Origin of the sequence: Pseudomonas sp. Xaverov 83, from assembly GCF_019352905.1 — a bacterium.
Classification (GTDB): Bacteria; Pseudomonadota; Gammaproteobacteria; order Pseudomonadales; family Pseudomonadaceae; genus Aquipseudomonas; species Aquipseudomonas yamanorum.
The window spans coordinates 230,537-244,121 of the sequence record NZ_JAAAFU010000075.1 but is presented as its reverse complement, the minus strand read 5'-3'; the positions used below and the strand labels follow the sequence as shown (position 1 = coordinate 244,121).

Below are 13,585 nucleotides of genomic sequence, written 5' to 3'. Positions count from 1 at the left end.
ATTTCCGTAAAGCGGTTGAATTTCTGGCTGCGCAGTATGCGACTAAACGCGGCCTGTACGACAGACCGGAGACGCAGTTAAGCTGGCCACACTTTGTTGGAGTTCATCGAATGCTGACCCTCGGAAATATCTTCGTGCTGATGCTGCTGGCGACCGGTGCCGCCTGGCTGTGGCACAACCACGGCCTGCGCGAGCGGGCGCTGGAACGGGTCAAGCAGCACTGCGCCAAGCTCGACATTGAGCTGCTCGATGGCGCCGTGGCGTTGAAGCGTATCGGTTTTGTGAAGGATGCCAGCGGTCGGCGGCGTTTGGCACGGATCTACAACTTTGAATTCACCGTGACCGGCGAAACGCGGCACCCGGGGACCATCACCCAGTTCGGCGCCCACAGCGCGCAAATCGAGCTGGCGCCCTACCCGTTTGAGATCAAGACGCCACTGCCCAGCGCCGAGATCATCGAGCTAAGCCAGTGGCGCCAGGAGCATGGCAGCAGCAAGACCCGTCACTGACGGCAATCGGCTAACGCGTCCTGTAATTGCGCAACATCCTGCGCTTCACTGAAGATCAATTCGATACGCGAATCTCGGCGCCATTCACTGGGCAACCAGGCCAACATGGCGTTATCCACAGCGTTGGCGGACATCCAACCGTCGAGGCTGTGGATAACCAGTTTTGCCCGCCGCCAGTCCAGCAACGCCAGCCATTGCTGCAAGCGCTGCCGGTCGAATTGCTGGCTTGGATGCCAGCGCCAACCAATGCTCCAGCCACCCTCCTGGCCCTGACTCAGGCAAATCGGCGCCGACGGATCAGTCCAGATGGCCGGCATTTGCCCCACGCCTTTGGGCACCTCGAAGTTATCCACAGCCGCTGCGGCTTGAGCGTTCAAACCCGGCAGTTGCGCCAGGGGTAGATGCGCCTGCTGAGTCCAATAGATCGGCCGGTCAGGCAATTGCCCTTGAATCACCAGGCGCTGCGCATCACTTAGGGCTTCATTCTTGTTCAATACCAACAGCCCGGCGCTGGCCAATGCCTCACGTTGGGCATCAGGTAATGGCTTGCCCGCCGCCAACGCCTGGGCATCCAGTACCAGCACGCACGGCTGCACCGCCAGCACTTGCTGCCAGGGCGCTTCCCGCAATTGCTTGAGCAGTTGAGCCGGATGCCCCAACCCGGACGGCTCGATAAACAGCCGGTCGGGCTTGGCCTTACGCAACAAACGGCCCAGTCCTACCTGGAACGGCGCACCGTTGACGCAACACAGGCAACCACCCGCCACTTCACCGAGGGCAATACCGTCGTCATCACGGGTGAGCAACGCGGCATCCAGGCCAATCTGCCCGAACTCGTTGATCAACACCGCCCAGCGCTCGTTGGCCGGGCGCTGGGCCAGCAGGTGCTTGATCAGGCTGGTCTTGCCGGCGCCCAAGGGCCCGGCAATCACGTGGGTAGGAATGTTCTGCAGCATGGTGGACATCATTCAGACCGTGTAGAGAGCTTTGATCCTACCCGGTTACGCCAACCAATCCAGCGTCAGAATCAAGCGTCGCTCATCCGCTTGCAGTTGCGGGGAACGGTGGATCAGGCCAAAGCCTTCGTTGCCGTGCCATTTTTCGCCCTTGAGCAACGCCACTTCACCGCAGTGGATTTGCTCAATGCGCGCTTCCGGCTCCGCGCTCGCCTGGCTCAGGTGCCGCCGCTCCATCACGCCTTCGCGCAACCACTGGCTGCCGATACCGGCGTAAGTGGTGATCAGCCGCACCGGCACATGGTCCACGTGAAAACGCGGGCACATCGCTTTGTCCAGCAGCCGCAGGCGCACGCCGATGCGCTTGGCGCCCAGCAAACAGGCAAAGGCGCTGACCAGCCACGACACATCGGCGATAAAGCCTTCGTAACCTTCAAGGTCGCGGCTACCTGACGCGAAGTCCTGCAGGTTCGGCTCGGTGTCTTCGCTGTTCAACTCAACCACCAGCGACTCGGCCAACGGCTCATTGAGCGCTACCAGCAACGCGCCGAACTCGGCGATGTGCAGCGGCAACTGACGCTGCCACACCGCGAGATTCACGCCATCTTCAAGGATATCGGTGAGCACGGCCGGGGTTTCACCGTGAGTCTGGCGAATCACCGGGCGCAGTTTCAGGGTCGGTGCCAGCATCAGGCAGCCTCTTCGAACCAAGGGCCAAAGGGATCAGCCAACAAGCGCCAGCCTTCGACGCCTGTGGCCATTTCATCGTCAGTGAGCAGGCAGGCGTCCAGTTCGGCGGTCATCTGCGCGAAGTCGATGTTCTGGCCGATAAACACCAGTTCCTGGCGGCAATCGCCGGTACTCGGCTGCCAGTTGTTCATGATCGCGGCGACACCCTCCTCGTCCTGCGGCCACTGGGTTTTTGGCACGAAACGCCACCAGCGTCCGGCGAAACCATGGCGCATCAGGCCGCCGGCCTGGGACCAACTGCCTGCGTCCTGGTGTTTGCTGGCCAGCCAGAAAAAGCCCTTGGAGCGCAGCAGTTTTCCATTCACCCAAGGCCGGTCGATAAAGTCGAAAAAACGCTGCGGATGGAATGGGCGGCGGGCGCGATACGCGGTGGAAGCGATGCCGTATTCCTCGGTTTCCGGCACATGCTCGCCACGCAATTCCTGCAACCATCCGGGTGCCTGGGACGCGCGTTCGAAGTCGAAACGACCGGTGTTGAGGATCTTCGCCAGCGGCACTTCGCCCATGACCATCGGGATGATTTCCGCTTGGGCATTCAGGCGCTCCAGGATCGCCATCAGCTCCTGACGCTCACTGCTGCTGATCAGGTCGATCTTGCTGATGAGGATCACGTCGGCGAATTCAATCTGCTCGATCAGCAGGTCGGTGATCGAGCGTTCGTCTTCTTCACCCAGGGTTTCGCCCCGCGACGCCAGGCTTTCGGCAGCCTGGTAGTCGAGCAGAAAGTTCATGCCGTCGACCACGGTGACCATGGTGTCGAGCCGAGCGATATCCGCCAGGCTCTGGCCTTCCTCATCGCGAAAGGTGAAGGTTTCCGCCACCGGCAACGGCTCGGAGATGCCGGTGGATTCAATCAGCAGGTAATCGAACCGACCTTCCTTGGCGAGCTTTCCGACTTCCTCCAGCAAGTCTTCGCGCAAGGTGCAGCAGATGCAGCCGTTGCTCATCTCCACCAGTTTTTCTTCGGAGCGATTGAGGGTGACGTCGCGCTGGACCTCACTGCCATCGATGTTGATTTCGCTCATGTCGTTGACGATCACCGCCACCCGCAGGTTTTCGCGGTTGCGCAGGACGTAGTTGAGCAGCGTGCTTTTACCGGCGCCGAGGAATCCGGACAGCACAGTAACGGGGAGACGATTGGGCATCAGGTATTCCTCATCAGGGTTGGCCGGTCAAATCGCCCGTTGATGGCGTTCGCGCAGCTCTTCACGTTCTTTGGCTTCGATACACAGGGTGGCCGTGGGGCGCAGCAACAGGCGCTTGAGGCCGATGGGCTCGCCGGTTTCACGGCACCAGCCGTATTCGCCTCGGGCCAGGTGCTCCAAGGCCTCGTCGATCTTGTCCAACAGCTTCTTTTCGCGCTCCAGCAGGCGCAGTTGCCATTGGCGCTGTTCTTCAGCACTGCCCACATCGGCGGGATCGCTGTTGGGTTCCTGTTCGCGCAGCACCATGAATTCAGCGTCGATGCGCACTTGCAGCTCATTGCGCTGGGCCAGCAACAGCTCGCGGAAGAAACCTTGCTGGGCTTCATTCATGTAGTCGGCGGAGGGTTGGGCGAGAAGGTCTTGTTCGGTCATTGGAGGTGGTTCACGGGTCAGGCTGTTTTTTAATGTTATAGTATAACAATGCAAATAAGCCAATCCCCCTTGCTCGTAACGACGAAGGGCGCAATGCTGGCAGGCGAAAACGCCCCGAGAACCTCTATGAAATACCTGTTGTGCGCTGTGTTGCTGATGGTGGCGAGCCTGGCCAACGCCCAGGTGCCCAGCCTGCTGGCCAACTGCACCCGCAGCGCCAACCTGCTGGCGTGCGTCGACGCGCAGGGCAATGCCTACAGCGTCGCGACGGCGGGCAGCACCACGTATTTGCGGGGTTTCGAGGTGATCGGCAAACGCTACTGGGCACAGACCAACAGCCGCTACGGGCAGCTGACGTTCTTTACCGGGTTGGCATCCGATGGTGAGGCGTGGGTGGGCTACACGCGGCGAGTGGGCTGGACCACCATCAATCGGTTTTCCAGTTCTGGTGGAGCCAGCGCCAAATTCACCTGCAGCCGGATTACTGGCTGTTAGACCTGGCCATTCTTCTGTTCCTGAACCCAGGCCATGTAGCTGTTCATCGGCGGGTTCTTCTGGAAGTAGTTTTTCAGCCCTTCAAATAAACCGTCTGCCACCGCCTGTTGATGGCGTGCGGTGACCAGCCGCTGGGCGTCCTGGGTGTTGGAGATAAACCCGGTTTCCACCAGGATCGACGGCACGTCCGGTGACTTGAGTACCGCAAAGCCGGCCTGTTCCACGCGTTTTTGATGCAGCGAGGTGATGCTTTGCAGGCTGCCCAGCACCGAGCTGCCCAGTTGCAGGCTGGAGGCGATGGTGGCGTTCATCGACATGTCGAGAATGACGCCGGCTAACATCGGGTCTTTGTCCTTGAGGTTGAGCAAGGTGGTGGCGCCCAGCAGGTCGGCACCGTTCTCCCGTTGTGCCATGAACCGCGCGGTGGCGGACGTCGCGCCGCCTTCAGACAACGCATAGACAGAAGCGCCTGACGCCGTGAGCCGTGGCGCCGCATCGGCATGCACCGAGATAAACATGTCGGCCTTGTGCTGACGGGCGATGTCCACGCGTTTACGCAGCGGCACGAAGAAATCGTCGTTGCGCACCAGCTTCACATCGAAGCCCTTCTCACGCTTCAAGCGCTTGGCCAGCAATTGGGCGATGGACAGCACCACGTCTTTTTCACGCTGGCCTTTGGAGCCGATTGCACCAGGGTCCTTACCGCCATGGCCGGGGTCGACCACTACGATGATGTCGCGTTTCGGATGCGCTTTGTCCACCGGCGCCGGCACGGGGGCAGCCAACGCGGCCGGTGCCGCAGCGATTTGCATAGGCGCATGAGTGGCAGTTGTCAGGTCCAGCACGAGGCGGTGGCCCTGGCCATCCTGCGGCGGCAGCAGAAAGCTGTTGAGCTGCATCGGCGCCTTCAAATCCAGCACGATCCGCGTATCACCCTGGCCAAAGTGCCCCGAGCGAATCGAGGTAATGCCGCTGTTGGTCAGGGCCAGTTGGCTGAAATCCCCGGTCAACTTCGCGCCGCTCAAATCAATGATCAACCGCTCCGGCGCGGTCAGGGTGAAGGTCTTGTATTGCACCGGGCCACTGAGATCCAGCACCAGCCGCAGCTTGTTATCCGAGCGCCACAACCGTGCATTGCGGATCTGCGCGGCAGATACACCAAAGGGCAGGGTGAACACCGCGCTGGCCAGCAGCAGGTTGAGGAGTTGACGTCTGTGCATGACTTACACCGCAAATAAAGGAGCGTCCGTACTCGACATGACTGAATAAAAGACAGAGCAGAAAAACTTTCGTCGATTCAATTGTAATAATATAACATGTCTTTTTATTTCCAACGATGGACTGCTCATGAACGCGCTGACTCTGCCCGATATCGCCGCGCAGGCTTCACGCCAAGCCTTGCCGCTGGATTGGGTGGGCATGTGCGGCATTGCCCTGCCCATTCAGATCGACGGCCAGCGCCTCAGCGCCAAGGCCGATGCAGGCGTCAGCCTGGACGACGGCGAAGCGCGTGGCATTCATATGTCTCGGCTTTATCTGGCGCTGGAGATGCTTGAACAGCAGCCGCTTACGCCAGCACTGCTGCGCAGTGTATTGCAACGTTTTCTCGACAGTCATGAAGGTTTATCCACAAATGCCTACCTGCGGATTCATACGGATCTGCTGCTAAAACGCCCGGCGTTGGTCAGCCCGTTGGCCGGGTGGAAAAGCTACCCGGTGAGCATCGAAGCCCGCCTGGAAAACCAGATGTTCCACGTGGAACTAAAAATTGACGTTACTTACTCTTCAACCTGCCCGTGCTCGGCTGCCCTCGCCAGGCAATTGATTCAGCAGCAATTTATCGAAGACTTCGCCGGCACACCGCTGCAACACGAAGACGTGCTGACCTGGCTCGGCAGTGCAAACGGCATCGTCGCCACGCCCCACAGCCAGCGCAGCAGCGCGCTGTTGCAGGTCCGCCTTCAAGGCGACCAGCCAACCCTGCCGCTGACGCAACTGATCGACGAAACCGAAGCAGCCCTTGGCACCGCCGTACAAACCGCCGTAAAGCGCGCGGACGAACAAGCCTTCGCCCTGGCCAACGGGCAGAACCTGATGTTCTGCGAAGACGCCGCCCGCCGCCTGAACCTCGCCTTGAAACGCTCGGATGCGGTCATTGCCTTCCACTTGAAAGTGATCCACGCCGAAAGCCTGCACGCGCACGATGCCGTGGCTGAAAGCCGCTGGACGAGACCTTCCGAATGATCACCTGCACCGCTTTGCGCTGGGGCGCCCCCGGCCAACCACTGACCCCTGCCGTCGATTTCACCCTGGAAAAAGGCAGTCTCACCGGCATCATCGGCGCCAACGGCACCGGCAAAAGCAGCCTGCTGAAAGTCATCGCCGGCTTGCAGAAGCCCTTGGCCGGGAAAGTGACGATTGAGGTTCCACGCCGTGGTGGCCTGTCGTTCCTGCCCCAACAACAGAACCTCGACCGCCAGTTCCCCATCAGCTTGCAAGAGTTGGTGGCCGCCGGCTTCTGGGGCAACAAGCAAACCCCGCAACAACGCACCGAACGCCTGAGCGCCGTACTCGAAGACTGGTGCCTCAGTGGCCTGGAGCATCGGCCGTTGATGGCCTTGTCCGGTGGCGAACTGCAACGCGCCCTGCTCGCCCGCATGAGTTTGGCCGAGTCCCCGATATTGCTGCTGGACGAACCCCACGCCGCCCTCGACGAAGACGGCCAGGCGCTGTGCTGGAAACACATCCATGCCTGGCACGATGAAGGCCGCACGGTGGTCGTGGTGTGCCATGACCTCGGCTCGGTCCGCCAACACACCCAGCAAGTGGTGCAGATCAAAAGCAGCGGTTGCGTGTTCGGCTCAAGCAAAGAGCTGATCCGCCCCCAGTCACACATGCAGGTGGCCTGATGCACTTCGCCGCTCACCTGTGGATGCCGTTTCTCGACTTCGTTTTCATGCGCCGCGCCCTCGTCGGCGGGCTGGTATTGGCATGCAGCACGGCGCCGCTGGGAGTGTTCCTGATCCTGCGTCGCATGAGCCTGATCGGTGACGCGGTGTCCCACGGCATCCTCCCCGGCGCCGCCCTGGGCTTCTGGTTTGCCGGGCTGAGCCTGCCCGCGCTGACCATCGGTGGCCTGGGCGCCGGCCTGAGCATGGCCGGCCTCGCCGCCTGGATCACCCGCCGCACGGGCCTTAAGGAAGACGCGAGCCTCGCCGCCATCTACCCAATCTCCCTGGCCAGCGGCGTGCTGATTCTTGGCCTCGCCGGCAAGCGCCTGGACCTGCTGCACCTGCTGTTCGGCTCGGCCCTGGCGGTCGATGGCCCGACCCTCACCGGCATGCTCTGGGTCTCGGGCTTCAGCCTGATCGCCATGGTGGTGATCTACAAACCGCTGCTGCTGGACACCCTCGACCCGCTGTTCCTGCAAACCGTCAGCCGCCTCGGCCCACTGGCCCATGGCCTGTTCCTGACGCTGGTGGTGCTTAATCTGGTGATCGGCTTCCAGGCCATCGGCGCCTTGATGGTGGTCGGCCTGATGATGTTGCCGGCGATTGCTTCACGTTTCTGGAGCCGGCGCCTGCCGGTGTTGATCGCCATATCGGCAGTGCTGGGATGCCTGTCGGTGTGGCTTGGCTTGTTGCTGTCGTTCTACTACTCGCTGCCCAGCGGCCCGGCGATTGTGCTGGTGGCTGGCGGCTTGTACCTGCTGTCCGTGGTCTTCGGTCCGGTGCACGGCTTGCTGCGCCGCCCGCCTTTGCTTACATCCCAATGAGGTGTTTCCCGATGCGCGCTCTACTCGTGCTGTTCAGTGTGTTGCTGCCGCTGTCGTTCGCGACGGCCCAGGCTGCCGACAAGCTTCAGGTGGTTACCAGCTTCAGTATTCTTGAGGACATGACCCACCAGGTCGGTGGCGATCATATCCAGATCAGCAACATGGTCGGCCCCGATGCTGACGCCCACACCTACGAACCGACGCCAGACGATGCCAAGGCCCTGCTCAAGGCCAAGGTCATCATCAAGAACGGCCTGGGCTTCGAGCCGTGGCTGGATCGCCTGGTCACCAGCACCGAAACCAAGGCCACCGTGGTCACCGCCAGTAAAGGCGTGCTGTCCCACACCATGGAAGAAGACGGCGAGACCATTCCCGACCCACACGCCTGGCACAACCTGGCCAACACCGTGATCTACGTGAACAACATCACCAAGGCGCTGATCGCTGCCGACCCGGCCAACAAGGCGGACTATGAGCACAACAGCCAGGTATACCTGAAAGAAATCTATCGCCTGCTGGCGGAAGCCAAAGCCAAGTTCGGCGCCTTGCCACCGGGCAACCGTCGCATCGTGACCTCCCATGACGCCTTCGGTTACCTGGGCCAGGCCTACGGTATCGAGTTCCTGTCGCCTCAAGGTTTGTCCACCGAACGTGAACCGTCCGCCGCTGAAGTCGCCAAGCTGATCACCCAGATCCGCAAGGACAAGGTCAAGGCCGTGTTCATGGAAAACATCAAGGACTCGCGCCTGCTCAAGCAGATCGCGGACGAAAGTGGCGCGCAAATCGGTGGCACGCTGTACTCGGACGCCCTGGCATCAGAAGGCCCGGCCAGCACCTTTACCGGCCTGTTCGAATACAACCTCAACACCCTGTGCGCGGCCCTGAGCAAGCCATGAAGCTGAGCATGCTCGACCTGGAAAAGGCTGCCATCGGCAGCCGCTTTCCACTCGAACGCGTGCTCGACGCCCTGCCGTGGAACAGCGATGGCCTGATCGCCGCCATCGCCCAGCAACACGGCAGCGGCGAGGTGTTGATGCTGGCCTGGATGAACCGCCAGGCCCTCGACGAAACCCTGGCCACCGGGCAGGTCTGCTACTGGTCCCGCTCGCGCCAGCAGTTGTGGCGCAAAGGCGAAACCTCCGGCCACTGGCAACTGCTGGTGGAGGCGCGCCTGGATTGCGACGGCGACGCCGTGTTGCTGATCGTCGACCAGCAAGGCCCGGCCTGCCACACCGGGCGACCCACCTGTTTCTACAACGCCATCGACGGCCGCCACGTACACATCCTCACTGCGCCCCTCCAGGAGCCTGCCCCATGATCCGCAAGAACCCTTCCGGTGATCTGCCCGTGATTGCCGAATCGGCCTACGTCGACAAAACCGCAATCATCTGCGGCAAGGTCATCATCGGCGAAAACGTGTTTGTCGGCCCTTACGCGGTGATCCGCGCCGACGAAGTCGACGCCAATGGCGACATGGACCCGATCACCATCAGCGCCAATTCAAATATCCAGGACGGCGTGGTGATCCACTCCAAATCCGGCGCCGCCGTGAACATCGGCGAGTTCACCTCCATCGCCCACCGTTCCATCGTTCATGGCCCGTGCACCGTCGGCGACCGGGTCTTCATCGGCTTCAACAGCGTGCTGTTCAACTGCGTCGTCGGCGACGGCTGCGTGGTGCGGCACAACTCGGTGGTCGATGGCCGCGATTTGCCCGCCGCGTTCTACGTGCCTTCCACCACCCGCATCGGCCCCAACACCGACCTGTCCCAGTTTCCGCCGGTGAGTGTCAGCGCTTCGGAGTTTTCCGAAGACGTGGCGCGCACCAACGTCGACCTGGTGCTGGGTTACAAAGCCCTGCAAAACGAGTTTTGACCATGAGCCGCCTGCTGATCCGCAACGCCCGCCTGGTGAACGAAGGCCAGGAATTCGAGGCTGACCTGCTGGTCGCCAATGGCCGTATCGAGAAGATCGCCAGCAGCATCGACAACGCAAACGCCACCGTGGAAATCGACGCCCAAGGCCAGTGGTTACTGCCGGGGATGATCGACGACCAGGTGCACTTCCGTGAACCCGGCGCGCCGGACAAAGGCAGCTTCTACAGTGAATCCCGCGCGGCGGTGGCCGGTGGCATCACCAGTTTCATGGACATGCCCAACACCAACCCGGCGACGTTGAACCTGGACGCCCTGGCCGACAAGAAGCGCCGCGCGGCCCTGCATTCGGTGGCCAACTATGGCTTTCACTTTGGGGTGAGCAACGACAACCTCGACATCGTGGCCGCGCTGGACCCCCGCGAAGTCGCCGGTGTGAAAGTGTTCATGGGCGCCTCTACCGGCAATATGCTGGTGGATGACCCGAAGATTCTCGAACGCCTGTTCGCCGAGGTGCCGACCATTCTCCTGGCCCACTGCGAGCACACGCCCAGCATCCAGGCCAGCGAGCAACGGATGCGCGAGCGCTTCGGCGAGCACATTCCTGCTGTGGCTCATCCGCTGATTCGCGATGCCGAAGCCTGCTATCGCTCGTCGTCTTTGGCGGTGGAACTGGCCAAGCGGCATGGCACGCGCCTGCATGTGTTGCACATCACCAGCGCCCGGGAGTTGGTGCTGTTCGAAGACAAACCTCTGGCGGAAAAACGCATCACGGCGGAGGTGTGCCTGCATCACCTCTTGTTCGATGACCGCGACTACGCGCACCTCGGCCACCAGATCAAATGCAACCCGGCCATCAAGACACGCGCCGACCGCAACGCCCTGCGCCTGGCATTGTTGAGTGATCGTCTGGATGTAATTGGCAGTGACCATGCGCCGCACACCTGGGCGCAAAAACAGCTGCCGTATCGTGAGGCGCCGTCAGGCTTGCCGCTGGTGCAACACGCCCTGCCGGCGCTGCTGGAATTGGTGGCTGACGGCCTGCTGCCGCTGACTACTCTGGTGGCGAAAACCAGCCATCGCGTTGCTGACCTGTTTGCGATCCCCGACCGTGGCTACCTGCGGGAAGGCTATTGGGCCGACCTGGTGCTGATCAAACCCGAACCCCAAGGCAAGCCCGTCAGCAGCCAGCCGATTATGGCCCGTTGCGGCTGGACGCCCTTTGCCGGGCGCAGCTTCCGGCACAGCGTCAACACCACCCTGGTCTCCGGCCACCTGGCCTGGCACGACGGGCGCGTGCACGACAGTTGCCAAGGACTGCCGCTGCACTTCCAGCGTTGAAGAGAGCTATGAGTTGGCACCCCAATCACTGTGGGAGCTGGCTTGCCTGCGATTGCGGTGTGCCAGTCAACCTGATTGGCACTGATAAACCGCTATCGCAGGCAAGCCAGCTCCCACAATTCTATCGGGGTACCTCTCAGTTAAGCGCGCGGTTTGACGGTGCCGCAGTCGCTGCCCAACCACTGCGCGTGGGTGTCCAGGCTGCCCTTCTGCTGAACGCCGGTAGCGTTGAAGGTGCCGTTCACCGTGGTGGTGAATTCCTGTTGGCTCTGGAACGTCGCCACGCCAGTGCCCTGGGCTTTCGGGCAGCTGAAGCGGAATTTCCACTGGTTGCCGGTCTTGTCCGTCACCTGCTGTTTGCAACCCGATTGCGGGTCCGTCAACGGGATGGAATCGGACGCCACCTGGGCTGGAGTCAGGCACACCTGGACGCCTTTGCCGGCCATGGTGATGCCTTGCTTCTCAAGCATCGCGCGTTGTTCCGGGGTCATCTGTTGCTTGAGCTGACCGAGGATCAGCGACAAGTCCGGCAGGTCCTGGTTATCGACCTTCATGTTGCTGGTGGTCAGTTCCCACAAGCCCGGCGCCAGCATCTGCGCTTGCGCCGCCACGGGCAGCGTTAAACCAACAACCATGGCCAAACCAAGCAGACGAGCACTCATCGGGTAACTCCTGGGCAATTGTCGGCGTTAGACGCCGCAAAAGCGCCAGTGTTGCACAGCAAATAAAATAGCGACATTCGGGGCCGAACATGGTCTGTTAGGCACTTGTTCGTCAGGAGTACCGTTGTCCATGGATTTCTTTGGCCCGCACCTGCTCGCCTATTTCATTGCCACCCTGCATTTTCTGGGCACCCTCGCCGCCATCCATGCGGTGCTGACCGTCAGGACCGCCCAAGGCTCGATTGCCTGGGCGTTGTCGCTGATGTTCATCCCCTACCTGACGCTGATTCCCTACCTGATCTTTGGCCGGAGCACTTTCGACGCCTACATTCAGGCGCGGCGCCAGGCCAACCAGGAAATGCACAAGGCGATCACCGAGCTGAACTGGCGCCCATGGGTTGAAGAGGCATTGGCCGCGCGCAACTCCCAGGCCTACGCTTCGCTACGGGCCATGCCCAAGCTGGGGCGCATGCCCTGCCTGGCGAACAACCAGGTGCGCTTGTTGATCAATGGCGAGGCCACCTTCAGCGCGATTTTCGAGGCGATCCGCTCGGCAAAAACCGCCGTGCTGTTCCAGTTCTTCATCATTCATGACGACGAGCTCGGCCGCCAACTGCACACCTTGCTCAAGGAAAAGGCCGCCGAAGGCGTGTCGATTTTCGTCTTGTATGACCGTATCGGTAGCCATGCCCTGCCCCATCGTTATGTGCAATCACTGCGGGACGCCGGGGTGCAGGTCAAGGCATTCGCCACGCGTAGCGGCTGGCTCAATCGCTTCCAGGTCAACTTCCGCAACCACCGCAAGATCGTGGTGGTCGACGGCATTACCGGGTTTGTCGGCGGGCATAACGTCGGCGATGAATACCTGGGCAAGAAACCACCTCTGGCACCGTGGCGTGACACCCATGTGCAAGTCAGCGGCCCGGTGGTGGCGTGCTTGCAGGAATCCTTTGCCGAAGACTGGTTCTGGGCCGCGCGTGAGTTGCCGCCGCTGCTGCTGCCGGATACCTACCCGGACGACGGCGTGCTCTGCCAATTACTCGCCAGCGGCCCGGCGGATCCCTACGAAACCTGCTCGCTGTTTTTCGTCGAGGCGATTCATGCGGCGACCGAGCGGGTGTGGATCACCAGCCCGTATTTCATTCCTGATGAGGCGGTGTTTGCGGCGTTGAGGTTGGCGGTATTGCGCGGTGTCGACGTGCGCCTGCTGCTGCCGTCACGGCCGGACCACCGCATCGTCTACGCCGCCTCCAGCCTGTATGCGATCGAAGCAGTGCGCGCGGGCGTGCGGGTCTTCCGCTACACGCCGGGGTTCCTGCATCAGAAAGTGGTGTTGGTGGACAGTGAAATCAGCGCCATCGGCAGTGCGAACCTGGATAACCGTTCATTCCGGCTGAATTTCGAAGTGATGTTGCTGACCGTTGATGAGGCCTTCGCCAGCCAGGTAGAGCACATGCTGCTGGAAGACTTCGCCCTGGCTCATGAAATCAGCCAGGAAGAAAACCGCCAGACCCACCGCCTGCAACAACTGGGCATGCGGGTCGCGCGGCTTATTTCCCCAATTTTGTAAGGCTTGCACCGAACCCAATGTGGGAGCGGGCTTGCTCGCGAAAGCGGGGTGTCAGTCACTGAATGTGTTTCTGATA

16 protein-coding genes are annotated in these 13,585 nt (G+C 61.3%); 10 read left to right on the top strand and 6 right to left on the bottom strand.

The genetic code is table 11. The features are described from left to right. The first annotated feature begins 110 nt into the window (after positions 1–110). Positions 111–509 (top strand): DUF3301 domain-containing protein, encoded by a 399-nt coding sequence (locus K0H47_RS22395; RefSeq protein WP_017476780.1) that lies wholly within the window; start codon positions 111–113, stop codon positions 507–509. On the opposite strand, the gene K0H47_RS22390 is transcribed toward K0H47_RS22395, so the two are convergent. The 4 genes from K0H47_RS22390 to dksA are packed head-to-tail and all read right to left on the bottom strand — an operon-like array spanning position 503 to position 3,792. Further along, on the bottom strand, positions 503–1,465 hold the full coding sequence (locus K0H47_RS22390; RefSeq protein ID WP_219273669.1) for a GTP-binding protein: 963 nt from the start codon (positions 1,463–1,465) through the stop codon (positions 503–505). The genes K0H47_RS22395 and K0H47_RS22390 overlap by 7 nt on opposite strands. A gap of 45 nt (positions 1,466–1,510) precedes the next feature. After that, positions 1,511–2,155: a DUF1826 domain-containing protein gene (locus K0H47_RS22385; RefSeq protein WP_063033785.1), complete on the bottom strand. Its 645-nt coding sequence runs from the start codon at positions 2,153–2,155 to the stop codon at positions 1,511–1,513. Beyond that, positions 2,155–3,360 (bottom strand): zinc metallochaperone GTPase ZigA, encoded by a 1,206-nt coding sequence (gene zigA, locus K0H47_RS22380; protein WP_076013227.1) that lies wholly within the window; start codon positions 3,358–3,360, stop codon positions 2,155–2,157. The genes K0H47_RS22385 and zigA overlap by 1 nt, the downstream gene beginning before the upstream one ends. A gap of 27 nt (positions 3,361–3,387) precedes the next feature. Beyond that, the gene (gene dksA / locus K0H47_RS22375) at positions 3,388–3,792 is read right to left on the bottom strand and encodes an RNA polymerase-binding protein DksA (protein ID WP_177043646.1); all 405 of its coding nucleotides are present in this window, start codon (positions 3,790–3,792) and stop codon (positions 3,388–3,390) included. Between the two features lie 126 nt (positions 3,793–3,918). On the opposite strand from dksA, the gene K0H47_RS22370 reads away from it, so the two are divergent. Continuing rightward, on the top strand, positions 3,919–4,287 hold the full coding sequence (locus K0H47_RS22370; RefSeq protein ID WP_201140707.1) for a glutamine synthetase: 369 nt from the start codon (positions 3,919–3,921) through the stop codon (positions 4,285–4,287). On the opposite strand, the gene K0H47_RS22365 is transcribed toward K0H47_RS22370, so the two are convergent. After that, a complete protein-coding gene (locus K0H47_RS22365; protein WP_177069882.1) occupies positions 4,284–5,507 on the bottom strand; it encodes an N-acetylmuramoyl-L-alanine amidase in 1,224 nt (407 codons plus the stop codon). The genes K0H47_RS22370 and K0H47_RS22365 overlap by 4 nt on opposite strands. A gap of 127 nt (positions 5,508–5,634) precedes the next feature. On the opposite strand from K0H47_RS22365, the gene folE2 reads away from it, so the two are divergent. From folE2 to K0H47_RS22330, 7 genes are read left to right on the top strand one after another with little or no spacing between them, the layout of a single operon-like run. Continuing rightward, the gene (folE2, locus tag K0H47_RS22360) at positions 5,635–6,531 is read left to right on the top strand and encodes a GTP cyclohydrolase FolE2 (RefSeq protein ID WP_063033780.1); all 897 of its coding nucleotides are present in this window, start codon (positions 5,635–5,637) and stop codon (positions 6,529–6,531) included. Then, on the top strand, positions 6,528–7,196 hold the full coding sequence (locus K0H47_RS22355; RefSeq protein ID WP_093203514.1) for a metal ABC transporter ATP-binding protein: 669 nt from the start codon (positions 6,528–6,530) through the stop codon (positions 7,194–7,196). Before folE2 ends, K0H47_RS22355 begins: the two co-directional genes overlap by 4 nt. Beyond that, positions 7,196–8,062, top strand: a complete 867-nt coding sequence (locus tag K0H47_RS22350; RefSeq protein ID WP_063033778.1) for a metal ABC transporter permease — start codon at positions 7,196–7,198, stop codon at positions 8,060–8,062. The genes K0H47_RS22355 and K0H47_RS22350 overlap by 1 nt, the downstream gene beginning before the upstream one ends. 11 nt (positions 8,063–8,073) lie before the next feature. Next, positions 8,074–8,958 carry a metal ABC transporter substrate-binding protein gene (locus K0H47_RS22345; RefSeq protein ID WP_219273667.1) on the top strand — a complete coding sequence of 295 codons (885 nt, stop codon included), beginning with the start codon at positions 8,074–8,076 and terminating at the stop codon, positions 8,956–8,958. Beyond that, positions 8,955–9,380: a phosphoribosyl-AMP cyclohydrolase gene (gene hisI, locus K0H47_RS22340; RefSeq protein ID WP_219273665.1), complete on the top strand. Its 426-nt coding sequence runs from the start codon at positions 8,955–8,957 to the stop codon at positions 9,378–9,380. The genes K0H47_RS22345 and hisI overlap by 4 nt, the downstream gene beginning before the upstream one ends. After that, positions 9,377–9,937, top strand: a complete 561-nt coding sequence (locus K0H47_RS22335) for a carbonate dehydratase (protein ID WP_219273663.1) — start codon at positions 9,377–9,379, stop codon at positions 9,935–9,937. The genes hisI and K0H47_RS22335 overlap by 4 nt, the downstream gene beginning before the upstream one ends. 2 nt (positions 9,938–9,939) lie before the next feature. Then, on the top strand, positions 9,940–11,277 hold the full coding sequence (locus K0H47_RS22330; protein WP_219273661.1) for a dihydroorotase: 1,338 nt from the start codon (positions 9,940–9,942) through the stop codon (positions 11,275–11,277). Between the two features lie 140 nt (positions 11,278–11,417). Here K0H47_RS22330 and K0H47_RS22325 read toward each other — a convergent pair whose 3' ends face one another. Next, positions 11,418–11,939: a DUF3617 domain-containing protein gene (locus K0H47_RS22325; protein ID WP_219273659.1), complete on the bottom strand. Its 522-nt coding sequence runs from the start codon at positions 11,937–11,939 to the stop codon at positions 11,418–11,420. Between the two features lie 130 nt (positions 11,940–12,069). Here K0H47_RS22325 and cls point away from each other — a divergent pair, with 130 nt between their 5' ends. Next, a complete protein-coding gene (gene cls, locus K0H47_RS22320) occupies positions 12,070–13,509 on the top strand; it encodes a cardiolipin synthase (RefSeq protein ID WP_219273657.1) in 1,440 nt (479 codons plus the stop codon). Positions 13,510–13,585: the final 76 nt, after the last annotated feature.